The following is a 23701-nucleotide window of genomic DNA, read 5'->3' as shown; positions in this document are numbered from 1 at the left end:
CAGCCGGGCGCCGCAGTACGGACCCGGCTGCCGCACCGAGCGCCCGGTTCAGCGCCGGGGCTCCCAGCGGAACCAGCGGTGGGCGGCCCAGACCGCGACCAGCGCCCACGCGGCGGCGAGCAGCAGCGCCGGGGCGGCGGCGGACCAGGTGCCGAGGAAGCCGGTGGCGGGCACCGAGCCGTCGCCGCCGAACCAGCCGATCCGGATCAGCCGCAGGGCCGGGGTGGTGGGCAGCAGCCGGCAGACGGTCGCCAGCCCGTCCGGCATGGTCTCCAGCGGGAACAGCACGCCCGAGCCGAACTGGGCGACCAGCAGCACCGGCAGCGTGGTGAGCCCGGCGCTCTCGACGGTCCTGGTGAAGGCGCTGGAGAGCGCCGCCAGCGGGATCAGCAGGGCGAGCGCCAGCACCAGTCCGGCCAGCAGCAGCACCGGGTTGACCGGCGCGGGCAGGTCCAGCAGCGCGGTGGAGGCCGCCCCGAGCACGGCCAGCTGCAGCACGGCGAGGACGACGGCGGGGACGGCGGTGCCGAGCAGGATCTCGCCGTCCCGGGCCTCGCCGGTGCGCAGCCGCTTGAGCACCAGCTCGCTGCGGCGGCCCACGTACGCGGCGGTGAGCGTGTAGTAGACGACGAACAGCAGGACGATCCCGGCCAGGCCGCCGACCAGGGCGGCGTGCAGGTCCAGCCCGGGGCTGGTGGCGCGCTGCTGGTCGAGGATCGGGCGCAGCGCGGCGAGCATCAGCGGCGGCATCAGCAGCGCGGTGAACAAGGCGGTGCGGTTGCGCAGCAGCAGGGCCGCCTCGGCCCGGCCGAGGGCCAGCAGGCGGCCGGTGACGGTGGTCATCGCGGGTCTCCGATCGGCAGGGGGGCGGCACCGGCCGCCTCGGCGGCGATGGCGAGGAAGGCCTCCTCCAGGGAGGCGCTGCGGGCGTCCAGCGCCCCGAGGGCGACCTGGTGGCGGGCCGCCCAGCCGAGCAGGTCGGTGAGGGTCTCCTGGAGCCGGGTGGTGCGGACGGTGACCCGGCGGCCGGTGGCGGTGACCTCGGCGGCGGGCAGCGGCGGCAGCGTGAGGTCCCCGTACGGGCCGCTGCGCTCGGGCAGTTCGAAGCTGATCCGGGACGGGCGGCCGGCGATCACCTCGGCGACGGTGCCGGAGACCACGGCCCGCCCCCGGTGCATGATCAGCAGCCGGTCGGCGAGCTCCTCGGCCTCCTCCAGGTAGTGCGTGGTGAGCAGCACGGTGGTGCCCTGCGCCCGCAGCTCGCGCACCAGCTGCCAGACGGCGGCCCGGGCCTCGGGGTCGAGTCCGGTGCTCGGCTCGTCCAGGAAGAGCAGTTCGGGCCGGCCGAGCAGGGCGACGGCGAGGTCGAGGCGGCGGCGCTCGCCGCCGGAGAGCTGCTTCACCCGGACCGTGCGCCGGTCCAGCAGGCCGACCAGGTCCAGGGCCTCGTCGGCGGGCCGGGCCCGACTGGTCAGCCCGACCCAGCAGCGGACGGCCTCGGCCACGGTGAGCTCGCCGGGGAAGCCGCTCTCCTGGAGCATGATCCCGATCCGCGGCCGGACCGCGGCCCGCTCCCGGTACGGGTCGTGGCCGAGCACCCGGATGCCGCCGGCGGTCGGCGCGGCGAGCCCTTCGAGCAGCTCCATGGTGGAGGTCTTGCCGGCGCCGTTGGTGCCGAGCAGGGCGAACAGCTCGCCCCGGTGGACGGTGAGGTCGAGGCCGCGGACGGCGTCGAAACCGGCGCCGTCGGCGGGCCCGTAGCGGCGGTGCAGGCCCACGGCCTCGACGGCGGGGCGGCTGGAGTCGGTCATGGATCCAGCGTTCCGCCGCTCCCCGCGCGGGGTCAGTGCGCGCCGTCACCGGCCTCCGGTGCGGATCCACGGGTCGGCGGTGACAAATGTCACCCGGGACCGGCAGCACGAAGAAGGGCCCCTCGATCGAGGGGCCCTTCTTCATCGGAGCGGACGACGAGATTCGAACTCGCGACCCTCACCTTGGCAAGGTGATGCTCTACCAACTGAGCCACGTCCGCACGACTATTCACTTGTGCTGCGCCTTTCGGCACTGCGAGCGGACGACGAGATTCGAACTCGCGACCCTCACCTTGGCAAGGTGATGCTCTACCAACTGAGCCACGTCCGCACGGCGCCTCGGCGCCGGCCGCTCCCGGGGTGTTCCCCTTGGCGACGAGAATTACTCTACAACATCGATCGGAGTGCTCGCCCCACCCTTCCGCGGCGGACCGGGTGGGGCGGCCCTCCGGACGGGTCAGTTCGCCTCGGCGAACGCCTCGTACACGTGCTTCGGGATCCGGCCGCGGGCCGGCAGCTCCATGCCGTTCGACTGGGCCCAGGCCCGGACCGCGGCGGGGTCGGGGGTCAGGGCGGTGCGGCGGAACGACTTCCCGCTGCGGCTCTGCCGACGTCCGGCGGCGACGAACGGGGCGAGGGCCTCCCGCAGCTTTTCCGCGTTGTCAGCGGACAGGTCGATCTCGTACGACTTCCCGTCAACACCGAAGTGGACGGTTTCCGCGGCGGCGCCGCCGTCCAGGTCGTCGGAGAGCGTGACGACTACACGCTGAGCCATGGGTGTCAATCCTCTCGGGCAATTCGGCCGACGGGTGTTCGGGTGCCCCGTCGGCCCGGTGTGCCGTGGTGCAGGCACATGCGGCAGGCGTGGGGGGCCATGCCGCTGCGCGGCGCGTCCGGCTGCCGGTCGCCCTATTCTGCACCCAAAGGGGGCGGAAATCGAAGAGTCTCGGATTCCTTTTTTCCGGATATTCACGTGCTTCCCCGAGCCTTCGATACCGGTCCGTTACGGAAGGGATTAAACCGACGAAATCGGATGCGGGCGCAGGGGGCCCGCGGGGTGGACCGGGAGCCCTGGAACCCTTGGGGCGTAAGGGGTGAAGGTCTACGCGCGTCGCGCCCCCGGGCCCGCAATCCGACCCGAAAGCCCAGGTAGGCTGAAGGTCCCCCCGCCTTCACGCAATCACCACCGGGAGTGCCAGTGGCACGCGTCGTAGTCGACGTCATGCTCAAGCCGGAGATCCTCGACCCCCAGGGACAGGCGGTGCAGCGTGCGCTGCCGCGTCTCGGTTTCGCCGGGATCGCCGACGTCCGCCAGGGCAAGCGTTTCGAGCTGGAACTGGAGGGGCCGGTGGACGACGCCGCGCTCGCCCGGATCCGCGAAGCCGCCGAGACCTTCCTCGCCAACACCGTGATCGAGGACTTCACCGTCCGCGTCGAGGAGGACGGCAAGTGACCACCCGAGTCGGCGTCGTCACTTTCCCCGGTTCCCTCGACGACCGCGACGCACAGCGCGCGGTCCGGCTGGCCGGCGCCGAGCCGGTCGCCCTCTGGCACCGCGACAAGGACCTCCACCAGGTCGACGCGGTCGTCCTGCCGGGCGGATTCTCCTACGGCGACTATCTGCGCTGCGGGGCCATCTCCCGCTTCTCCCCGGTGATGGAGACCATCATCGAGCAGGCGAAGCTGGGAATGCCGGTCCTCGGTATCTGCAACGGCTTCCAGGTGCTCTGCGAATCGCACCTGCTGCCCGGCGCGCTCACCCGCAACGACTCGCTGCACTTCATCTGCCGCGACCAGAAGCTGCGCATCGAGAACGCCGGTACCGCCTGGACCCGGGATTACTCGGCGGGCCAGGAAATCGTCGTCCCGCTGAAGAACGGCGAGGGCCGCTTCGTCGCCGACGAGCACGTGCTGGACGCGCTCGAGGCCGAGGGCCGCGTCGTCGCGCGCTACGTCGACGTGAACCCCAACGGCTCCTACCGCGACATCGCCGGCATCACCAACGCCGCCGGCAACGTGGTCGGCCTGATGCCGCACCCCGAGCACGCCGTGGAGCCGCTCACCGGCCCGACCACCGAGGGCCTGGGCTTCTTCACTTCCGTCCTCAAGCAGCTGGTGAACGCCTGATGACCCTCGACACCGTCAAGAACGCCGAGCAGACCCCGGACGCCGCCCAGCCCTGGGCCGAGCTCGGTCTGAAGGAAGACGAGTACAGCCGGATCCGCGAGATCCTCGGCCGCCGTCCCACCGGCGCCGAGCTGGCCATGTACTCCGTCATGTGGTCCGAGCACTGCTCGTACAAGAGCTCCAAGGTCCACCTGAAGCAGTTCGGCGAGAAGGCGCCCGAGAACGACGCCATGCTCGTCGGCATCGGCGAGAACGCCGGTGTGGTCGACGTCGGCCAGGGCTACGCGGTCACCTTCAAGGTCGAGTCGCACAACCACCCGTCGTACATCGAGCCCTACCAGGGCGCGGCCACCGGCATCGGCGGCATCGTCCGCGACATCCTGGCGATGGGCGCCCGCCCGGTCGCCGTGATGGACCCGCTGCGCTTCGGCGCCGCCGACCACCCCGACACCCGGCGCGTGCTGCCCGGCATCGTCGCGGGCATCGGCGGCTACGGCAACTGCCTGGGCCTGCCCAACATCGGCGGCGAGGTCGTCTTCGACTCCTGCTACCAGGGCAACCCGCTGGTCAACGCGCTGTGCGTCGGCGTGATGAAGCACGAGGACATCCACCTCGCCAAGGCCTCCGGCCCCGGCAACAAGGTCATCCTCTACGGCGCCCGCACCGGCGGCGACGGCATCGGCGGCGTCTCCGTGCTGGCCTCGGAGACCTTCGACGCCACCGGCCCGGCCAAGCGCCCCGCCGTCCAGGTCGGCGACCCCTTCCAGGAGAAGCTGCTCATCGAGTGCACCCTGGAGATCTTCAAGGAGGACCTGGTCGCGGGCATCCAGGACCTCGGCGGCGCCGGCCTGTCCTGTGCCACCTCGGAGCTGGCCTCGGCCGGCACCGGCGGCATGCGGATCGAGCTGGACACCGTGCCGCTGCGCGACAACACGCTCTCGCCGGAGGAGATCCTCATGAGCGAGTCGCAGGAGCGCATGTGCGCCATCGTCGAGCCCGGCAAGGTCGACCGCTTCCTGGAGATCTGCGAGAAGTGGGACGTCATCGCCACCGTCATCGGTGAGGTGACCGACGGCGAGCGCCTGGAGATCTTCTGGCACGGCGAGCAGGTCGTCGACGTGCCGCCGCGCACCGTCGCCCACGAGGGCCCGACCTACCAGCGCCCGTTCGCCCGCCCGAGCTGGCAGGACGCGCTGCAGGCCGACGCCCCGACCGCCGAGCGGCTGGTCCGCCCGACCACCGGTGAGGGCCTCAAGGCCGACCTGCTGAAGGTCGCCTCGCACCCGAACCAGGCCTCCAAGTCCTGGATCACCGACCAGTACGACCGCTACGTGCTCGGCAACACCGTGCTCTCGGTGGGCGAGGACTCCGGCATGATCCGGATCGACGAGGAGACCAACCTCGGCGTCTCGGTCGCCACCGACGGCAACGGCCGCTACACCAAGCTGGACCCGTACACCGGTGCCCAGCTGGCCCTCGCCGAGGCGTACCGCAACGTCGCGGCCGGCGGCGCCAAGCCGCTCGCCGTCTCCGACTGCCTCAACTTCGGCTCCCCCGAGGACCCGGACGTGATGTGGCAGTTCGCCGAGGCCACCCGCGGCCTGGCCGACGCCTGCCAGGTGCTCGGCACCCCGGTCACCGGCGGCAACGTCTCGCTCTACAACCAGACCGGCGAGGTCGCCATCCACCCGACCCCCGTGGTCGCGGTGCTCGGCGTCATCGACGACGTCACCCGCCGCACCCCGATCGGCTTCGCCGAGGAGGGCCAGCTGCTCTACCTGCTCGGTGACACCGCCGACGAGCTGGGCGGCTCCGCCTGGTCGCAGGTGGTCCACCAGCACCTGGGCGGCCTGCCGCCCAAGGTCGACCTGGAGCGCGAGCGGCTGCTGGGCGAGATCCTGATCGCGGGCTCCCGCGACGGCATGATCGACGCCGCGCACGACCTCTCCGACGGCGGCCTGGGCCAGGCGCTGGTGGAGAGCTGCCTCAAGGGCGGCAAGGGCGCCCGCGTGGTCGTCCCGGAGGGCCAGGACCCGTTCGTGTTCCTGTTCTCCGAGTCGGCCGGCCGCGCGGTGGTCTCCGTGCCGCGCAGCGAGGAGCTGCGGTTCAACGACATGTGCGGCGCGCGCGGCCTGCCGGCCACCCGCATCGGTGTCGTGGACGGCGACGTCCTGGACGTCCAGGGCCAGTTCGGCGTCTCGCTGGCGGAGCTGAAGGACGCCCACACCGGCGTCATCGAGGCCCTGCTCGCCTGACCCTGCTCGACCCCGCTCGACCTGGAGGGCGGTCCGCACACGGCGTGCGGACCGCCCTCCGGCGTACCCGGCCACTGTGCGGACGGCTTCGGCGTACGCTGCGGGGTATGGCGACCAAGACCCGCATGTACGACCCGGCGAAGGTGCGCGCCGCGCTGACCGGGCAGATCGAGGCGCTGCGCACGGCCGTCCACGGCCTGAGCGCCGAGCAGTTGGAGCGGCCCACCCGCCTCGGGGACTGGCGAGTGAGGGAGTTGGTGTCCCACCTGGGCATGGTGGTCAGCTGGGTGCCGGCCCACCTGGACGATCCGCTGCCCGCCGAGCCGGCCATCACGCCGCTGCACTGGGCTCGCAGGACCCGGACGGCCGCCGCCACCATCAACGACATCGCCGAGGAGCTGGCCGCCGGGCAGTTCGCCGGCCCGCCGGAGGAGGTCGCGGCCGAGTTCGACGGCTGCTGCGACGCGCTGCTCGCGGCGCTGCCCGCGGCCGAGGAGCCGGGCCGGCTGATCGCGATGCGGTTCGGCCCGATGCCGCTGGCCGACTTCCTGGTGACCCGGCTGGTGGAGACCGTGGTGCACGCGGACGACCTGGCCGCCGCCCTCGCGGTGGACTTCCCGCACGAGAAGCAGGCGGTGGCCGCTGCCGCCCGGCTGCTCGCCGACGCCTTCGCCGACCAGGTCCCGGGCGGGGCAGTGGAGTTGCGGGTGCCGCCGTACGCCGTGGTGCAGGCCGTGGAGGGGCCGAAGCACACCCGCGGCACCCCGCCGAACGTGGTGGAGGCCGACCCGCTGACCTGGATCCGGCTGGCCACCGGTCGGGTCGCCTGGGCCGAGGTGCTGGACGTCTCGCTGTCGGCGAGTGGGGAGCGCAGCGACCTCAGCGCCCTTCTGCCGGTGCTGGGTTGAGCTTTCCCGACCTGCTCTCCGAGCCGCGCCGTCCACGGGTCGGTCGGGGTGCGCGCGGGCGCCGGTCCGGGCGGTAGCCTCCGCCCATGCCGAACTCGCGCACCCTCGCCGAACCCCCGGTGGTCCGGGCCGCACTGGCCGCCCAGGCGCTGGCCCTGCGGGACGCCGTCCGAGCCCTCGACGAGGCCGAGTTGGCGCTGCCGACCCGCCTCGGCGACTGGCGGGTACGGGAGTTGGCGGCGCACCTGGCGATCCAGGTGGGCTGGGTGCCGCTGCACGTCGACGACCCGGCGCCGGACGGGCCGCTGCTCGGCCTGACCGCGTGGGTGGCGGCCGTGCGGAGCGCCGCGGACCTGCTGGACGAGGCCGCCCGGCGGCATGCGGCCGAGGTGTTCGCCGGGCCGACGGCGGCGGTCGCCGCGGCCTTCGACGAGGCGGTCGACCTGCTCACCGACTTCCTGGCCGGGCCGCGGGCGGCCGATGCCGGGCGCCGGTTCGGCCTGCGGTTCGGGCCGATCGCGCTCGGCGACATGCTGGTGACCCGGCTGGTCGAGACGGTTGTGCACGCGGACGACCTGGCGCACGCGCTCGGCCGCAGCCGGTTCCCGCACGACACCCGGGCGGTGGCGGCGGTCTCCGCGCTGTTGCTGGCCGCGCTCGCGGAGCGGGCGGCCGGGGCGGACGTCGTGGACGCGGTGGCCGCCGCCGACGTGGTGGACCGGGCCGAGAAGCTGGCCGCGGCGGACCCGTTGGCGTGGATCCGGGTGGCCACCGGCCGCGACCCGGTGCCCGCCGATCTGCCGGCCGGCCTGCTGCCCCTGCTGGGATGAGTGCCGGGATCCGGTGAGGCTCAGGGCGCCGCGGGACCGCTGATGTAGTGGCCGTCGGCGGTGTACGGCCAGGCGTTGGCCACGCAGCCGTTCAGGCCGTAGATCTGCTGCATCATGGCGGGCGCGGGCTTGCCCTTCCCGGGGCAGCTCTCGTGGCCGTGGCCGATCCGGTGGCCGACCTCGTGGTTGACGATCAGTGCCCGGTACTCGTCGAGCGGGCCCGAGAACTCCGGCGAACCCGTGTTCCAGCGCTTGGAGTTGACCATCACCTGGCTGCCGACGTCGCAGTTCACCTCGCCCTTGGTGTTGAGCCCGGCGGTGGCGCAGATCCGGTCGACGGTGTCCGGGGAGGCGATCCGTACGGTGAAGTCGTAGGTGCCGGAGGAGACCAGCTGGAAGCCGTCGACGCCGTCGGCCGTCCAGCCGCGCTTGTCGGCGAGGATCGCCTGGACCTGCGTCGCGACGGCCTTGGGGTCGATGCCGATGCCGTCCTCCACCTCGACCTTGTAGCGGCGGACGGTGCCCTTGCCGACCGCCTTGCCGTCGGCCTCGGCGGTGGTGAAGGTGCCCTTGCCGCTGGTCGGTCCGGCGGTGGGGGTCGGCGGGGTCGGGGCGGGTGTCGGAGTCGGGCTGGGCGTCGGGCTGGGAGCAGGCGTCGCGGTCTCCGGCGGGACGGCCCTGGCCTGGACGGTGGGCGCCCCGGCGGGCGGGCCGCCCATCGGCCGCATCACCACGGCGACGGCCCCGCCGGCCACCGCGAGGGAGGCGGCCAGCACCAGGGCGAGCCGCCGACGACGCACCCGCCGTCGGCGTCCGGCCCGGCGGGGGCTGCGGTCGGTGCTGGTGCTCCGGGGTGCTGACACTGCGAAGACTCCCTGCTCGGCTCTCCGGTAGGACTCCCGGGACGGGCCGGTCGGTTGCAGCGTGCCTATGCGGGTGGGGCAGGAGAGGCTCGGGAGGGCCCGTCGGCGGGGGCGCGGGCCCTCGATCGGGTGCCCGTTCGATCAGGCGCCCGGTCCCTCGGTGAGGGCCTGGGCGAGCTCGCGGATGCCGGCCTCCCGCTCGGCGGCGGTGTCGCCGTAGTCGTAGCTGTGGCTGAACTCGGCCGCCGGGAAGGTCCGGGCCATCCAGACGCTGCAGTAGTGGCCGGGCATGAAGCAGGCCTGCAGCTCGGTGTAGACCTCCAGCACGTCCGCCGGGTCGACGCCGGCCGCGGAGAGGCGGTGCCAGACCGCCTCCTCGGGGTGCAGGGCGAGCGAGCCGTCGGCGGTGACGATCTCGGGCTCGTCCTTGGCGCCGCGGTACTTGAAGGCCGCGTAGCCGGGGACGCCCCGGGTGTGCCGGACGTCCTCCAGGACGCGGGGCCACCACAGCTCGTCGGTCTCGAAGGCCCGCAGGTCCCTCGCGCGCATCCGGCTCTCCGTGCCGGAGAACAGCTGGAAGATCTCCTCCGGCCGCTCGGTGGCGGCCAACCGGCCCAGGGAGTCCTCGAGTTCGCAGAGGTTGCCGAGGAACGCCGCGAGGTCGGTGTCGACCAGGACGGACGGCTCGGAGAATGCGAGGTAGACCGCCCACACCTGGCCGCGGCCGTCGACGCACAGTTCGGCGCCGCGGTCGGTGCCGAGCCGGGCCCAGTCGGCCTCCGGCCGGTCGGCGGCGGCGATCCCGGCCCGCTCGGCGTGGTCGGCAAGGCGCAGCGGCTCGCCGGCGCCGGCGGTGAAGTACGGCCCCACCTGCAACGGGAGGCCGGCGGCGGCCAGCAGGGCGGCGGCCTCGGCGGGGACGATGGTGGCCGACAGCGCGTCCGCGGTCGGCCGGTGCAGGCCGCCGGGGCCGAAGCGGTCGAGCAGGCGCTGGGAGAGTTCTGCGGTCATGGCTCCGTCGTTCAGGTCAGTAGCCGTGGCGGAAGTTGTGGAGCACTTCCTGCCACACCGGCTGGTCGGTGATCCCGGGCTCGATCCGGCGCAGTGCGGCGGCGAGGCCGTCGAGGACCTCGTCGACGTCGGGCAACCGGGCGCGGAGCTCCTCCTCCTCGTCCTCGTCCAGGAAGAAGTCGTCCTCCTCCTCGTCGCGGACCGGGCAGAGCTCGGCGAACTCGGGGAAGTGCGCCCGGCACCAGTCGGCGGTGTCCGGGTCCATCAGGTCGGAGAGCAGCCACAGTTCCCGGCCGCCGAAGGCGAGCAGGCAGCGGGCCAGGGAGTGCAGGTCGCGGTGGGCCGGGCGGCCGTTGACCGCGGCGTCCTCGTGCGGGGCCAGTGCGTGGACCGCGCCCGAGCCGCCGTCGAGGACGAACAGGCCGGAGCCGTAGTGGCCCAGGACCACCATCGCGGCGCCGCCGCCGGGCAGGCCGGGGTACGCCTCGTCCGGCTTGCCCGGTGCGCAGTGCTCGGCGAGCAGGCGTGGGGCACCGGCGAGCAGCGCCTCGTCGGGGCGGACCACGGCGCCCGGGGCGGTGGGCAGGCCGATCGCGGTGAGGAAGGCCCGGGCGCCCGGGTCGGCGACCGCGGCAGGCACCCGCTCCGGCGCCACCCTCACCAGTCCGTCGGCGCCGTACACCCGCTCCAGCTCGGCGCGGGTGACGGGCTCGTTCGGGAGGTCCGGTTGGTCGGGCGTCATGGGCACAGCCTATCCGTGGCCCGTTCCGGCGGACCGGGCGTCACCGTTTGCGCCGGAAGATCTGGAAGTGCTTCTCCTTGAGGTCCTTCAGGTATTTGGAGTGCTCCTCGGTGCCCGGGTAGTCGATGCTGTGGCTGACGTCGGTGAGGTGCGGGAACTTCTCGTGCAGCCAGCTCCCGCAGTTGGACAGCTTGGAGTCGCAGGGGGCCCGCTCGCTGTAGAGCGCGCGGACGCCCGGGCCCTGCATCGCGTCCAGGATGGGGGCGCCGATCCGGCGCTCGGAGTGGGCGTTGTTCAGGAAGTCGCTGCGGGCGACCAGGATGAAGTTCCGCTGGCCGTCCTGGTAGTGCAGGGCGGCGTAGTTGGCGCGGGCCTGGCTGTCGGGGCCGTAGCTGCCGTAGTCCTTCTGCGCGAGCCGGGCGCGCTGGGTGGCCCGGGCCAGCTCGGAGCCGCCGGGGCGGACCTTGCGCGAGCCGGTCCGCGGCGCGTCCTGCGGGGGCACGTCCTCCTTGGTCACCCGGAACGGCTCCGACCGGCCGTTCGCGAAGAAGTCCTTGATGCCGGAGTCGTGCTCGTCGTCGATCTTCGTCTTGGTGCCGTCCGGGTGGACGCGGTGCACGTCGCCCTTGTGGTCGAGCAGGTAGACGGGCGTGGTGTCGTGGTCGGTGACGATCTTCTGGTACTTCTTGGCGAGCCGTTCTTCCAGGTCCTTGTGGTTCTGGCTCATCTTGCGGACGCCGCCGGCGGTGTCCTTGGCGTGCTGGGCGAGGCTGCCGAGGGCCTTCTCGATCGCGCCGAGCGCCCGATCGGCCATGTCGGAGACGATCTGGCCCATCGGGTCGCCGCCCCGGCCGCTGACCGCGCGGGTGCGGTTGCGGGTGGTGCGGGTGTGGTGCTCCCGCATCTTGTCGAAGTGACTGTCGAACTGGGCGGCGAGGGTCTCGGCCGCGTCGAAGTCGTGCTTGACGATGTCGTTCACCGGCCACCTCGCCGCGCGGTCGAGTGGTGCTGCTGCTGATGGTGCGGCTGCGCCTGGTGCTGCTGCGGGTGCTGCGGCTGCTCCTGGTGCGGCTGCTGTTGGGTGTGCTGCTGGTGCTCCTGGCCCTGCTGGTGCTGCTGCTGTTCCTGCTGCTCCTGCCGGTGGGCGTCGACGGCGCCGGTGACGGTGTTCTCGGCGAAGTCCTTCGCGGCGCCGAGCGGGTCGTCCGCGTAGCCCTTGACCTGGTCGACCGACTGCTGGACGCCGTCCTTGAAGCCGGACTTGCCGGCGTTGGCGGTCTGGCCCAGGTCGATGCCGTGCTGGACGCCGAGCGCGTTGCGGGCGAGCTGGACGATCAGGTCCTGGGCCATCGAGTCGAGCGCGGCGAAGATCGGGCCCTCGACCAGTGACATCAGTTGGGAGAGCAGCTGCTGCTCGGCCTCCTTGAGCAGCCGCTTGACGATCATCCGGGTGGCCTGGGTCGCACCGAGGGCGCCGGCCTCGGAGAGTCCGAAGGTGAACGGCGCGGCTGCCTGGGCGGCGATCACCTCCGCGGCCAGGATGCCGAGTTGGACCACTGCGGCGATCTTCGCGCCGGTGATCACCAGTGCGGCGCCGTCCAGCCCGGTGGCGAACAGGCCCAGGGCCTGCGCGACTTGGGGCATGTGGGTGCCGGCGACCTTGTCGAAGTGCGCCTTGAAGGCGTCGGCCGCCTCGCCCTGGTTGATCCCCAGGAAGTCCTCGGCGGCGCGGGCGATCAGGTCCCGGTCTGCGTTCAACGTCGAAGCGAGGTCGCGGAGTTCGTCCGCCATCTCGCGGTACTCGTCCTCGTCGACGTTGGGCCAGTTGATGCCGATCAGGTCGAGCACCCAGGCGAGCTCGTCGGGCAGTACGACGCCCATCTGTTCCCCTTCCCCCGTGTAGCTCGTATGACTATCAGTTCGGTGCGAGGTTTGGTCAACTCAGGGCCCTCCCGAACGCCGAACGATGGGTAGGCTCCTGCCGGAAAGCAGTTCGGAACGGGGGCATGACATTGGGGACCGACCGTCGAATACCGCCGCTGCGCGCCGGACGCCGCGCCGCCGGGGCGGCGCTGCTCGGCTGGCTGGACGACCCGCGGGCGCCGCGGCTGTGCCGGATCACCGGCAGCGCCGGAGCGGGCAAGAGCCACCTGCTGGCCTGGCTGGTGGCCGGCGGCACGGCACCCGACACCCCGTCGGCGCAGCGGATCAGCGCCGTCCTGCCGGCCGACGGACTGAGCGTCCGCGGCGCGGTCTGGCTGCTCGGCCTCCAGCTCGGCACCGGCGCCCGCACCCCGCAGGAACTGCTGGCCGCACTGGCCGCCGACGGGCGCCGTACGGTCGTCTGCGTCCCGGACCTCGACCGCGCCGCCGACCCGGCCCGGCTGATCGCCGAACTGCTCGACCCGATCCTCCAGGTGCCGCAGGTCAGGATGGTGGTCGAGTCGGCCTCCCCACTGGCCGCCGTCGCCGACCCGGCCGTCCTGGACCTGGACGACCCGCACTGGACCGACCGGGAGCGCTTCGAGGAGTGGTGCGCCCGCGAGGGCGCCGACCCCTCCGCCTACCCGAACCCGGGCCGCGCCCTCGGCGTCCGGCCGCCCGAGGACGCCGGGCTCTCCGAGCTGATCGCCCGGGTGCCCCTCGACCCGGCCGGGGACCTCGACCTCCCGGCCGCCGGCGAGGACCTGCTCACCGAGCTGTGGACCGCCGCCGCCCGGGAGGACGACCTCGGCCCGCTGGCCGCCGACCCGCTGCTGTACGCGCTGGCCCGGCCGGCCGCCGTCACCGCCGCGCTGGAGGGCCGCACCGGAGCGCTGCCCGAGGCCTGGGAGGCGGCCGGTCCGGCGCTGATCGACACCCCCGACGCGCCGAGCCGGGCCCACGTCCTGCGCGCCCGGCTGCTCGGCGCCCGGGGCGCGAGCCCGGCCGACGCCGCCGCGGTCGACCGCCTGGCCGACGCCCCGAGCGGCTGGTCCGCCCGCTGGGCCCGCTGGGAGCCCGGCACCGCGGCCGCCGCCGCGTCCGGCACCGGCCCGCACCGGGACGGCTGGCTGCTCGCGGACGCGACCGGGGCCGTCCGGGTGCTGTCCGCCGCCACCGGCGCGACGCTCGCCCGGATCGTCGTCCCCGGCCCCAAGCCGCTGCGCGCCCTGGCCGCGACCGCCGGCGGCAGCCTGCTGCTGCTGGACTCCTGGGGCGGCATCGAACTGGTCGCCCCGGCCCACCCGGCGCCCGGCCTGGAGCCGTACGCGCTGGACGAGGCGCTGGCCCGGCTGCGGGCCGCGGCGGGCGCCGAGCCGAGCGCGCTGGCCGCGGCCACCGCCCTGCCCGACGCCGCCCCCGCGCTGGGCGACACCGCGGGCGCCGTGCACTGGTACCAGGACGGCGAGGTGTGGAGCGAGCGGCTGCACACCGGGCCGGTGACCGCCCTGGCGGCGCTCGGCCTAGGCCCGGCCGGCGACGCCGGCGTCCCGCTGCTGGCCAGCGGCGGCTTCGACGGCGCGGTGCGGCTGTGGGGCCCGGGCGGCGAGCCGATGGCCGACCCGGCCGACCACCGGCCCAGCCCAGTGGCCGCGGTGGCGCTCGGCGACGGACCGGCCGGCCTGGTGGTGGCCGCCGCCTGGTCCGACGGGCTGATCCGGGTCCGCCGCCCCGAGCAGCCGGGCAGCCGGCTGGACCTCAGGCTCGGCTCCCAGGTCTGGGCGCTCAGCCTGGTCGGCGGCACCCTGCTGGCCGGCCTCGCCGACGGTGTGGTCGCCATCGACCTGCGGCAGAACTGACCCCTGCACCATCGGGTCCGGGAAGTACAGGCGCCGGGAACGGAAGGAACCGCCGCCCGGAAGCTCCGGGCGGCGGTTCGGGTCGGCGGCGGGTCGGCTCAGCCCAGCGTGTCGGCCGCGGTCGGCGAGGAGTCGCGCAGGAACTGCGTGCAGCGCTCCGCCTCGTCCTTCTCGTTGATCGCGCCGGCGGCCCGGCCGAGCGCGTGCAGCGCCCGCAGGAAGCCGCGGTTCGGCTCGTGCTCCCACGGCACCGGGCCGTGGCCCTTCCACCCGTTGCGGCGCAGCGCGTCCAGGCCGCGGTGGTAGCCGGTGCGGGCGTAGGCGTAGGACTCCACGGTCCGGCCGGCGGCGTACGCGTCGTCGGCCAGCTGCGCCCAGGCGAGCGAGGACGTCGGGTAGGCCGCCGCGACCTCCGCGGGGGTGGCACCAGAGGCCAGCAGCTCCAGCGGGCCGGGCTCGGCCGGCAGGTGGGTCGGCGGGGGCCCGCCGAGCAGGTTCTCGTGAATGCTCATGGGCCCAAGTCAACCACTGTCGGGCCGGGGCCCGCAGACGCCGGTGCCCCCGGACGGCGAACCGTCCGGGGGCACCGGGGCGCGACTCACTTCAGGCGGTTGCCCGCGGAACGCAGCTGCTGCGCGGCCTCGACCACGCGGCCGGCCATGCCGGCCTCGGCCAGCTTGCCCCAGGTGCGCGGGTCGTAGGTGTTCTTCTTGCCGACCTCGCCGTCGACCTTCAGCACACCGTCGTAGTTGCGGAACATGTGGTCCACGACCGGGCGGGTGAAGGCGTACTGGGTGTCGGTGTCGAGGTTCATCTTCACGACGCCGTTCGCCAGCGCGGTGGCGATCTCCTCCGCGGTCGAGCCGGAGCCGCCGTGGAAGACGAAGTCGAACGGGTCGGCCTTGCCGTACTGCTTGCCGATCTCGGCCTGGAGCTCCGCGAGCAGCTCCGGCTTCAGGACGACGTTGCCCGGCTTGTACACGCCGTGCACGTTGCCGAACGAGGCGGCCAGCAGGTAGCGGCCCTTCTCGCCCAGGCCCAGCGCCTCGGCGGTGCGCACGGCGTCGTTGACGGTGGTGTACAGCTCGTCGTTGATCTCGTGCGAGACGCCGTCCTCCTCGCCGCCGGTCGGGGTGATCTCGACCTCAAGGATGATCTTGGCGGCGGCGGCCTGGGCCAGCAGCTCCTGCGCGATGGCCAGGTTGTCGGCCAGGGTCTCGGCCGAGCCGTCCCACATGTGCGACTGGAACAGCGGGTTCAGGCCCTTGGCCACGCGCTCGGCGGAGACCGCGAGCAGCGGGCGGACGTAGCCGTCCAGCTTGTCCTTCGGGCAGTGGTCGGTGTGCAGCGCGACGGTGATGTCGTACTTGGCGGCCACGATGTGCGCGAACTCGGCGAGGGCGACCGCGCCGGTCACCATGTCCTTGTTGTGCTGGCCGCCGAGGAACTCCGCGCCGCCGGTGGAGATCTGGATGATGCCGTCGCTCTCGGCCTCGGCGAAGCCGCGCAGCGCGGCGTGCAGCGTCTGCGACGAGGTGACGTTGATCGCCGGGTAGGCGAACTTGCCCGCCTTGGCCCGGTCCAGCATCTCGTTGTAGACCTCGGGAGTTGCGATGGGCATGCGAATCCGCTCCTGTCGGTGTGGGGCGATCGGACGACGCTGTCCGATGCTCGATACGCCTCTGGTACACGGCGTGGATGCGGCGCGAGATGAGGGTGGTCCTCGACCGCCGGCCGGACACCGGTGTCATCTTCCCAGACTCGCCCCTCCGGCACACCCAGCGGCCCGCTCCTTGGGACGGATGACGTGCGGCGGTACGCGTGGGACGTCCGGCGGCCGGCCCCGGACGAGGCCCGGACCGGGTGTCCTGGCTCAGCCCGCCCGTAAGGCCGGGGCGCTATCCTGCGCCCGTGGACTACAACCAGCTCGCCGTCAACCTGCTTGACGCCAAATCGCTCGTCGCATCGGTCGGCGCCATCGGGATTCTCGCGATCATCTTCGCCGAGACCGGCCTGCTGATCGGGTTCTTCTTCCCCGGCGACTCCCTGCTCATCCTGGCCGGTGTGGCCGCCTCCAGCGCCGCCGAGAAGGTGCTCGGCGAGGGGGCCCGGATGCCCATCGCGATGCTGCTGATCGGTGCGCCGATCGCGGCGATCGCCGGCGCCCAGCTGGGCCACCTGATCGGGGCCAAGGTCGGCCCCCGGATGTTCGACAAGCCGGACTCGAAGATCTTCCGCCGCGACTTCGTGGTGAAGGCGGAGGAGTACTTCGACAAGTTCGGCCCGGCCAAGGCCGTGGTGATGGCCCGCTTCATCCCGGTGGTGCGGACCTTCCTCAACCCGGTGGCCGGCACCCTGGAGATGCCCGCCCGCACCTTCTTCGTCTGGAACGTGGTCGGCGCGGTGCTGTGGACCGAGACGATGCTGCTGATCGGCTACTTCTTCGGTGACGCCATGGCGCCGGTGATCGACAAGTACCTGCTGCCGGCGATGGCGCTGATCATCCTGATCTCGATCTCGCCGATCATCATCGAGGTGATCCGCGAGCGCCGGAAGAAGAAGGCGGGCGTCGCCGCCGACGAGCACGAGCCGGTGAGCAGCGGCCGCCACCGCAAGGGCTGACCCCCACCCGCGCCGAAACGACGGCGGCCGGTGTTTCACGTGAAACACCGGCCGCCGCTGCGTTCCGCGGGCTCAGAGGCCCAGGTCGTCCAGGGTGTACGCGGTGTAGTACGGCAGACCGGCCTCGGCGATCGCCGGGGCCGCGCCGCGCTCCACGATCACCGCGACGCCGACCACCTCGGCGCCCGCCTCGCGCAGCGCCTCGACGGCGGTCAGCACCGAGCCACCGGTGGTGGAGGTGTCCTCGACCGCCAGCACCCGGCGGCCCTTGACGTCCGGGCCCTCGATCCGGCGCTGCAGGCCGTGCGCCTTGCCCGCCTTGCGGACCACGAAGGCGTCCAGCGTGCGGCCGCGCGCGGCGGCGGCGTGCAGCATCGCGGCGGCGACCGGGTCGGCACCCAGGGTCAGGCCGCCCACGGCGTCGTACTCCAGGTCGGCGGTGGCGTCCAGCATCACCTTGCCGACCAGCGGCGCCGCCTCGGCGTCCAGCGTGATCCGGCGCAGGTCGACGTAGTAGTCGGCCTCCAGCCCGGAGGAGAGGGTGACCTTGCCGTGCACCACGGCCTTGGTCTTGATCTGCGCCAGCAGGGCGTCCCGGTCGTTGCTCATGAGCAGCCAGTCTACGGGCCGCTACCGCTTGCGCAGGGCCCGGACCAGCACCACCGCGCCGCCGATCAGCGCCACCCCGCCACCGATCACCCACGGCATCGCGCTGCGCTCCCCGGCGTGCCCGGACAGCAGCGTCGGCTCCACCCCGCCCCAGCGGGAGGCGGCTCTCGCCCGGGCGCTGTGCGCCGGCGGGCTCGGCGCGTACCGGCCGTGCGGCGGCGCGTGGTCCACCTCCTCGGCCGAGCGGCCCACGATCGACCGGCGGACCGGGCCGCCGGCCAGCGCCGGCTCCGGCTCGTACGGCAGCTCCGGCTGCGGCTCGGGCAGGTTCTCCTGCTCCCCGAACGGCAGCACCGGCTCGTCGTCGCCGAACGCGATCAGGTCGGACAGGTCGTCGTCCAGGTCCGGGCCGATCGCCCGGTCCTCCAGGTAGACCACGGTGGCCGACGGCTCGTCGCCGCCGTCCTCCTCGCCGTCCACGGTCAGCTCCTCGACCAGGGCCGCCGCGGCGCGGTCGATCAGCCGGCGGCCCACCGTCTCCCGGGTCTCGGCGTCGAAGGCGGCCAGCCGGCCGTCCGCCTCCACCGCGCAGTCCAGGCGCACCACCGTGCCGCCTGGCTGCTCGGCCAGCGTGATCCGCAGCTCGACGGCGACCGCGGCGCCGCCGCGGATCTCCTCGCCGGCCAGCCGGACCACCAGCTCGTCGCTCTCCCACTCCCGCCGGGTCAGCCGGCCGGCGTAGGTGATCGTGGAGCCGCCGATCCGCAGCCGCAGCCGGCCGCCCGTCTCGACCGGCGAGGACGCGTCGGCGACGGCGCTCAGACCGGGGACGCAGCGCGCCATCAGCTCCCGGTCCAGCAGGGCCTCCCGGACGACCTCGGCCGGCAGCGGGACGACAACCTCATGCTCCATGTCCGCGAGCCTACCGACCCGCGAGCCCGCTGCGGAGGCCTGCGGTCAGGTTGGGTCCGCGTGGCCGCCCGTACGGGCCAGCCGGCCGGGCCGGCCGCCGCCGCGGGCCGTCCGCTCAGCCGATCAGCGGGCCGCCCGCTCAGCCGATCAGGTCGTGCGCGACCGGCGGCCCGCCGGGGCGCTCGGCGGCCAGCCGGGCGGCCGAGGCGCGCAGCGCCTCCACCGTGAGCGACCGGGGCCGCGGGGCGTCCTCGGCCAGCGCCAGGGCGGGCCGGTCGCGCCCGGCCAGCACGAAGGCGGGCCGCTGCGTCCGGCCGCCGCAGCCGCCGGCCGAGTCCGCGCCCTGGTAGGGCACGGTCCGCAGGCCCGCCGCGGCCAGGCCGGCCTCGGCCGACCACAGGCCGGTCCCGACCGGGCCGGTGCGGACCGCGATCCGGCCCTCGGGCGCCAGCCGCCGGGCGGCCAGGCCGAGGAACTCCCGGGAGCGGTACTTGCCCCCGTGCGCCGCCCCGTCCAGGTCCGAGACGATCACGTCGAACTCCGGCCCCGGCGTGCGCAGCCACTCCAGCGGGTCGGCGTTGACCAGCCTCACCCGCGGGTCCTCGTACGGGTGCCCGCCGAGCGCGGCCAGCGCCGGGTCGCGGCGGGCCAGGTCGCTCAGCGCCGGGTCGAGCTCGACCACCTGGACGGAGCGCACCGCCGGGTGCCGCAGCACCTCGCGCAGCGCCAGTCCGTCGCCGCCGAGCACCAGGACGCGTCCGCTGGGGGCGGCGGCCAGCGCGGGCCGCACCAGGGCCTCGTGCTCGCGGTACTCGTCCGCGCCACAGACGGCCAGCCGGCCGTCCAGGAACAGTTCCAGCGGCAGGGCGGCCCGCTGCTCGGGCACCCGGGCGGCCTGGTCCGCCGTGCCGGTCCGGGTGGCCGCGGCGGCGCGCGGGGCGGGGGAGCCGCCGGAGAGCACGATCTCCTGGTAGCGGCTCTGCATCGCGAACCGGACCGGCCCGCCGTACAGGGCCTGCCGGGCGGCCCGCTCGATCGCGCCGGTGAAGGCGGCGGCGACGGCCAGCACCGCCAGCACCAGGCCGCAGCCGGTCCACAGCAGCAGCCGGGCGCGCGGCGCGGGCTCCGACCGGAACAGCCAGAGCACCACGGCCGCCCCGGCCACCGCGTTGACCGCGCCGGTCAGCAGCGCTCCGGCGGCCTGGCCGACGGCGGGCAGCAGCAGGAAGGGGAAGGCCAGGCCGCCGATCAGCGCGCCCACGTAGTCGGCGGCGAAGAGGTCGGCGGCGGCCCGGCCCGCGTGCTCCTGGCGGATCCGCTGGATCAGTGTCATCAGCAGCGGGATCTCGGCCCCGATCAGCAGACCGACCAGGAAGGTGGTGGCGACCAGGCCGGCCATCGCGGCGCCGTGGCCCTCGAGCCAGGCCCAGACCGAGTAGAGGGCGAGTACCGACAGCCCGCCGACCAGGGCCAGGCCGCACTCGACCAGGGCGAAGGAGGTGGCGGGGCGGCGCGTCAGCCCCTTGGCGAGCAGCGAGCCGATGCCCATCGCGAAGACCATCACGGAGAGCACCACGGAGGTCTGCGTCACCGAGTCGCCCAGCAAGTACCCGCCGAGGGCGACCAGTTCGAGTTCGTACACCAGGCCGCAGGCCGCGCAGAGGAACGCGGCCAGCAGCACCAGCAGGCGGGCCGGCCGGGGCCGGAGCGGGATGGGTATGGCGCCGCCGGCCCGGACCGCGCCGGCTGGGGGCGCGGTGGGCGGATCCGCGGGACTGTCGATATCCGGGTGTGCGGGTGGTCCGGCCGGATGGCTGATCATGAATGAACGCTAGGGGAGAACGTGTGTCGATATCTGCACCCATTGGAGTGACAATGCGGCAGGGCGCTTTGACGTTTCATCACCAGATTCCGGCAGGATCGCTTTCTTCCCCACTGCCGCGCAGCACCAGCGCGGAGCGGGTGCAGACCAGTCGGCCCTCCTGCGGGTAGGCGTGCCAGGTGCGCCAGAGCACCCGTCGCTCCTCGCAGTGTGCCACCAGCGCGGTGAACGCGCTCGGGTCGCCCGGGAAGATCCCGGCCAGCCCGCGCGGGTGCCCCTCCACCAGCGCCAGCAACTCCTGGGCGCGGGCGGCGAAGACGTGCGGCGGCAACTCCTCGATGCGGGCCGCGAACTCGTACTCCCAGCCGGCCACCTGCTCGGCCACCCGGGCCGGCAGCGGTGTTCGGCGGCCCGGCAGGCAGGCCACCGTCTCCAGGCAGTCGCCGGGGCCCGCGGCCAGCACGACCTGGTGGGAGGCGCCCAGCAGGCGCAGTTGCATGGTGCCGCGGATGTGCCCGGCGGCGGGGCCCTCGTCCGGGCCGCCGCCGGGACCGTCCAGTCTCAGGTCGCGTACGGCCAGTGCGGGCAGTGGTTCTCCGCCCAACTGCCAGGCCAGGTCGCCGGCGCGGGTGTCCGTGTAGGAGGTCTGCAGTGTGGTGAGCATGCTCGGCTCCGCGTTTCAGCTCCGTGCACGCCCTGAGGGGTGCAGCGTCCGACTCGGCCGATCCGAGGTTGTTCGATGCTGTCCGGTCCAGGGCGCGGCCGACCGTGGAAGGAAGGATTCCGGCTGGAGATTCAGCAGCAGAGAAGCACGAATTCTCCGGGTCCGTCAGGGATTTACCCATCTTTGTCGAGCATTCACCGGTCTGGGCGCAGGGTCCGACTGGGTGTGATCATCGCGGGCATCGAGTCTGTTCGCCGCGCGCCCGGCCCCGGGCGTACGCGCCGTGCGCGCGGGTCGTACGCCCCCACGCGCCGGTCGAGCTTCCGGACCGTCAGCCCCGCCGGACGGGGGGTCTCACAGCCGCCCGAGCCGGGCGACCGCCTCCTCCAGGACGCTGTCCTGCTTGCAGAAGGTGAACCGCACCAGGCTGCGGCCGGCCTCGGTGTTGTCGTAGAAGACCACGTTCGGGATGGCCACCACGCCGCAGCGCTCGGGCAGGGCGCGGCAGAACTCCAGGCCGTCCTTCTCGCCGAGCGGCGTGATGTCGGTGGTGATGAAGTACGTGCCCTGCGGGTTGAACACCCGGAAACCCGCGGCCGTCAGGCCGTCGGCGAGCAGGTCCCGCTTGCGCCGCAGATCCGCCCGGAAGGACGCGAAGTACTCGTCGGGCAGGCGCAGCGCCTCGGCGACGGCGTACTGGAAGGGGCCGGCGCTGACGTAGGTGAGGTACTGCTTGGCGGTGCGGACGGCGGCGACCAGCTCGGGGGCGGCGGTCACCCAGCCGACCTTCCAGCCGGTGAAGGAGAAGGTCTTGCCGGCGGAGGAGATGGCGACGGTGCGCTCGAACATCCCGGGCAGGGCGGCCAGCGGGTGGTGCCCGCCGCTGAACACCAGGTGCTCGTACACCTCGTCGGTGACCACCAGCAGGTCGTGCTCGACGGCGAGCCGGGCGATCCCGGCGAGCTCGTCGGGGGTCAGCACCAGCCCGGTCGGGTTGTGCGGGGTGTTGATCAGCAGCAGCCGGGTGCGCGGGGTGATCAGGGCGCGCAGCTCGTCCAGGTCGGGGCGGAAGTCCGGCGCGCGCAGGGTGAGCGGGCGGCGGACGGCGCCGGCCATCGCGATGCACGCCGCGTAGGAGTCGTAGAAGGGCTCGAAGGCGATCACCTCGTCGCCGGGCTCGAGCAGGGCGAGCAGGGCGGCCGCGATCGCCTCGGTGGCGCCGGCGGTGACCAGCACCTCGGTGTCGGGGTCGTACGTCAGGCCGTGGAAGCGCTGCTGGTGCTCGGCGATCGCCTGCCGCAGCTCGGGGACGCCGGGGCCGGGCGGGTACTGGTTGCCGCGGCCCTCGCGCAGCGCCCGGACCGCCGCCTCGCGGACCTCCGCGGGTCCGTCGGTGTCCGGGAAACCCTGTCCGAGGTTGATCGAACCGGTGGCCGTGGCCAGCGCCGACATCTCGGCGAAAATCGTTGTTCCCATGCTCGCCAAGCGGCGGTTCAACAGCGGCCTCGCACCCATCGGCGGCTCCTCACGGCTCGTAGTCAGGGCAATCCTCTGACGGCCATGAGTCATAGACAAGCTCTCGTGTCCAGCGTTGAGCTGCGCCGGGTGAGGAGGTCCAGAGCGAGACGCCTGTCTTGAGGGCGGGGGTGCCAGCTGGGACGTGACCCTATCCCCACCACGGCGGCCCACCCCAGCCGGGGGAGGGCGCCCGCTCAAAGCGTTTGGCACGCTGCCCCAGCCTCACGCCATGAGTGTCATTCGTCGGCGTTGACATCATCGTCCGCGCTCATCTCCTCGGAAGAAGCCTCTGGCACTGCGGGGATGGCTTCGCCTGAGCGGTAGTAGCGAATCGCGCTCTTGTACTCAGACGGAGCATCCGGGTACATGATCACGTAGCCCATGAGGGCCGTGACCTGCCATGTCTCCGGGAACGCTGCGGAAACGAGCCGGAACGCCTCGTCTGCGGCGAGTTCGCCCGGGGGCACGCTCATCATGGTGAGCTTCGACTGCGGCGGCTCGGCGTACCGGAAGTTGTAGTGGAGGCCGCTCTTGAGCGCCTTGAGGAAGGCATGGAGTGTGCTCTCGCCGGGTGCGAGCCCCTTCACGGGCAGGTCAAGGTTGATCTTGTACTGGACGTCGAAGTGATTCTTCTTGAGGATCGTGTTGTCGCGCTGGCGCCCGGGGTCCTTGTTGCCGAAGCCGTTGTTGTTCCAGGGAATGTCGCCCTTCTCCTTATGGTGACTGATGAGCAACTGCTCCGGCGCGAGCGCGGAGAAGTCCTCGTCGACGTACAGGCAGGAGAAGGCGACGTCGGCGAGGTCGATGTCGCGCCGACCCGAGATCTTGTCCAGGTGGTTTCGGAGCCGACCGGGCAGGGTCTTGTCGGCCTTGCCGACGTAGACGAACTTCTCATTGAGGTAGAGCTGGTAGACGCCGGGCCGTTCGTCGAGTGCCTTGAGGTGCTGCTCATCTAGCGGGGCCCGGCCCAGCTTCTCCAGCGCGGCTGCCAGCTGATCACCGAGGGCCTTGGTGATGCTCAGCCGGAAGTCGTCGTGGTAGGGGCCTCGGCCGTCCGGCCCGGCGGCCTGCATCATTCGCCTACTCCTTGTGCGGCATTGACCACCACGAACCCTATGGTTTTGCTCACTCCCAGGCGACTCGTTCGAGTGAAATCGCCCCATGATCACCAACTCCGCGGTATGGTTCTCCCATGGTTGAACAGCCTGAAGACAAGAAGAAGCCC

The 23701-nt window shown here is 73.1% G+C and carries 23 protein-coding genes and 2 tRNA genes; 7 read left to right on the top strand and 18 right to left on the bottom strand.

Annotated elements, in window-relative coordinates; genetic code table 11:
• Positions 1-48: 48 nt before the first annotated feature.
• From FHR36_RS31360 to FHR36_RS31340, 5 genes are all read right to left on the bottom strand, one after another.
• Positions 49-843 carry an ABC transporter permease gene (locus FHR36_RS31360; protein ID WP_253802677.1) on the bottom strand — a complete coding sequence of 265 codons (795 nt, stop codon included), beginning with the start codon at positions 841-843 and terminating at the stop codon, positions 49-51.
• A complete protein-coding gene (locus FHR36_RS31355; protein WP_253802676.1) occupies positions 840-1811 on the bottom strand; it encodes an ABC transporter ATP-binding protein in 972 nt (323 codons plus the stop codon). The genes FHR36_RS31360 and FHR36_RS31355 overlap by 4 nt, the downstream gene beginning before the upstream one ends.
• Positions 1812-1959: 148 nt before the next feature.
• Positions 1960-2032, bottom strand: a tRNA-Gly gene (locus tag FHR36_RS31350).
• A gap of 37 nt (positions 2033-2069) precedes the next feature.
• Positions 2070-2142, bottom strand: a tRNA-Gly gene (locus FHR36_RS31345).
• A 126-nt stretch (positions 2143-2268) separates the two neighbouring features.
• The gene (locus tag FHR36_RS31340) at positions 2269-2586 is read right to left on the bottom strand and encodes a histone-like nucleoid-structuring protein Lsr2 (protein ID WP_253802674.1); all 318 of its coding nucleotides are present in this window, start codon (positions 2584-2586) and stop codon (positions 2269-2271) included.
• 423 nt (positions 2587-3009) lie between these two features.
• Between FHR36_RS31340 and purS the strand changes: the two genes are divergently transcribed.
• From purS to FHR36_RS31315, 5 genes are all read left to right on the top strand, one after another.
• On the top strand, positions 3010-3264 hold the full coding sequence (gene purS / locus FHR36_RS31335; RefSeq protein ID WP_253802672.1) for a phosphoribosylformylglycinamidine synthase subunit PurS: 255 nt from the start codon (positions 3010-3012) through the stop codon (positions 3262-3264).
• Positions 3261-3938 (top strand): phosphoribosylformylglycinamidine synthase subunit PurQ, encoded by a 678-nt coding sequence (gene purQ, locus FHR36_RS31330; protein ID WP_253802669.1) that lies wholly within the window; start codon positions 3261-3263, stop codon positions 3936-3938. Before purS ends, purQ begins: the two co-directional genes overlap by 4 nt.
• The gene (gene purL, locus FHR36_RS31325; protein ID WP_253802667.1) at positions 3938-6193 is read left to right on the top strand and encodes a phosphoribosylformylglycinamidine synthase subunit PurL; all 2256 of its coding nucleotides are present in this window, start codon (positions 3938-3940) and stop codon (positions 6191-6193) included. The genes purQ and purL overlap by 1 nt, the downstream gene beginning before the upstream one ends.
• A gap of 107 nt (positions 6194-6300) precedes the next feature.
• A complete protein-coding gene (locus FHR36_RS31320) occupies positions 6301-7101 on the top strand; it encodes a sterol carrier family protein (RefSeq protein WP_253802665.1) in 801 nt (266 codons plus the stop codon).
• A gap of 86 nt (positions 7102-7187) precedes the next feature.
• Positions 7188-7931, top strand: a complete 744-nt coding sequence (locus tag FHR36_RS31315) for a maleylpyruvate isomerase N-terminal domain-containing protein (RefSeq protein ID WP_253802663.1) — start codon at positions 7188-7190, stop codon at positions 7929-7931.
• Positions 7932-7951: 20 nt separating this feature from the next.
• Here the strand turns inward: FHR36_RS31315 and FHR36_RS31310 are convergent, their stop codons facing one another.
• The 5 genes from FHR36_RS31310 to FHR36_RS31290 form a co-directional block, all read right to left on the bottom strand.
• Positions 7952-8794: a DUF3152 domain-containing protein gene (locus tag FHR36_RS31310; protein WP_253802660.1), complete on the bottom strand. Its 843-nt coding sequence runs from the start codon at positions 8792-8794 to the stop codon at positions 7952-7954.
• 141 nt (positions 8795-8935) lie between these two features.
• Positions 8936-9805 (bottom strand): nucleic acid/nucleotide deaminase domain-containing protein, encoded by an 870-nt coding sequence (locus FHR36_RS31305; RefSeq protein ID WP_253802658.1) that lies wholly within the window; start codon positions 9803-9805, stop codon positions 8936-8938.
• A gap of 16 nt (positions 9806-9821) precedes the next feature.
• Positions 9822-10547: an SUKH-4 family immunity protein gene (locus tag FHR36_RS31300; protein ID WP_253802656.1), complete on the bottom strand. Its 726-nt coding sequence runs from the start codon at positions 10545-10547 to the stop codon at positions 9822-9824.
• A gap of 40 nt (positions 10548-10587) precedes the next feature.
• A complete protein-coding gene (locus FHR36_RS31295) occupies positions 10588-11526 on the bottom strand; it encodes a nucleic acid/nucleotide deaminase domain-containing protein (protein ID WP_253802654.1) in 939 nt (312 codons plus the stop codon).
• Positions 11523-12428, bottom strand: a complete 906-nt coding sequence (locus FHR36_RS31290; RefSeq protein ID WP_253802652.1) for a WXG100-like domain-containing protein — start codon at positions 12426-12428, stop codon at positions 11523-11525. The genes FHR36_RS31295 and FHR36_RS31290 overlap by 4 nt, the downstream gene beginning before the upstream one ends.
• A 125-nt stretch (positions 12429-12553) precedes the next feature.
• Between FHR36_RS31290 and FHR36_RS31285 the strand changes: the two genes are divergently transcribed.
• Positions 12554-14329: a WD40 repeat domain-containing protein gene (locus FHR36_RS31285; protein ID WP_253802650.1), complete on the top strand. Its 1776-nt coding sequence runs from the start codon at positions 12554-12556 to the stop codon at positions 14327-14329.
• 98 nt (positions 14330-14427) lie between these two features.
• On the opposite strand, the gene FHR36_RS31280 is transcribed toward FHR36_RS31285, so the two are convergent.
• Together FHR36_RS31280 and fbaA are read right to left on the bottom strand one after the other, a co-directional pair.
• The gene (locus tag FHR36_RS31280) at positions 14428-14841 is read right to left on the bottom strand and encodes a DUF3151 domain-containing protein (RefSeq protein ID WP_253802648.1); all 414 of its coding nucleotides are present in this window, start codon (positions 14839-14841) and stop codon (positions 14428-14430) included.
• 86 nt (positions 14842-14927) lie between these two features.
• Positions 14928-15950: a class II fructose-bisphosphate aldolase gene (gene fbaA / locus FHR36_RS31275; RefSeq protein WP_253802646.1), complete on the bottom strand. Its 1023-nt coding sequence runs from the start codon at positions 15948-15950 to the stop codon at positions 14928-14930.
• Positions 15951-16240: 290 nt separating this feature from the next.
• On the opposite strand from fbaA, the gene FHR36_RS31270 reads away from it, so the two are divergent.
• Positions 16241-16951 carry a DedA family protein gene (locus FHR36_RS31270; RefSeq protein ID WP_253802643.1) on the top strand — a complete coding sequence of 237 codons (711 nt, stop codon included), beginning with the start codon at positions 16241-16243 and terminating at the stop codon, positions 16949-16951.
• A gap of 72 nt (positions 16952-17023) precedes the next feature.
• Here FHR36_RS31270 and pyrE read toward each other — a convergent pair whose 3' ends face one another.
• The 6 genes from pyrE to FHR36_RS31240 all read right to left on the bottom strand — a co-directional run bounded on the left by pyrE (position 17024) and on the right by FHR36_RS31240 (position 23552).
• Positions 17024-17560 carry an orotate phosphoribosyltransferase gene (gene pyrE, locus FHR36_RS31265; RefSeq protein ID WP_253802641.1) on the bottom strand — a complete coding sequence of 179 codons (537 nt, stop codon included), beginning with the start codon at positions 17558-17560 and terminating at the stop codon, positions 17024-17026.
• Between the two features lie 21 nt (positions 17561-17581).
• A complete protein-coding gene (locus tag FHR36_RS31260; RefSeq protein ID WP_253802639.1) occupies positions 17582-18472 on the bottom strand; it encodes an SRPBCC domain-containing protein in 891 nt (296 codons plus the stop codon).
• 139 nt (positions 18473-18611) lie between these two features.
• A complete protein-coding gene (locus FHR36_RS31255) occupies positions 18612-20294 on the bottom strand; it encodes a spermine/spermidine synthase domain-containing protein (protein ID WP_253802637.1) in 1683 nt (560 codons plus the stop codon).
• Between the two features lie 79 nt (positions 20295-20373).
• Positions 20374-20958, bottom strand: coding sequence for a DUF2617 family protein (locus FHR36_RS31250; RefSeq protein ID WP_253802635.1), 585 nt, complete (start codon positions 20956-20958; stop codon positions 20374-20376).
• Positions 20959-21312: 354 nt separating this feature from the next.
• Complete coding sequence (locus FHR36_RS31245) at positions 21313-22473, bottom strand: pyridoxal phosphate-dependent aminotransferase (RefSeq protein ID WP_253802633.1); 1161 nt, start codon at positions 22471-22473, stop codon at positions 21313-21315.
• Positions 22474-22712: 239 nt separating this feature from the next.
• Positions 22713-23552 carry an Eco29kI family restriction endonuclease gene (locus tag FHR36_RS31240; RefSeq protein WP_253802631.1) on the bottom strand — a complete coding sequence of 280 codons (840 nt, stop codon included), beginning with the start codon at positions 23550-23552 and terminating at the stop codon, positions 22713-22715.
• Positions 23553-23701 lie beyond the last annotated feature (149 nt).

This window comes from Kitasatospora cinereorecta (assembly GCF_024172095.1).
Classification (GTDB): Bacteria; Actinomycetota; Actinomycetes; order Streptomycetales; family Streptomycetaceae; genus Kitasatospora; species Kitasatospora cinereorecta.
This window is presented reverse-complemented; position numbering and strand designations above follow the sequence as displayed.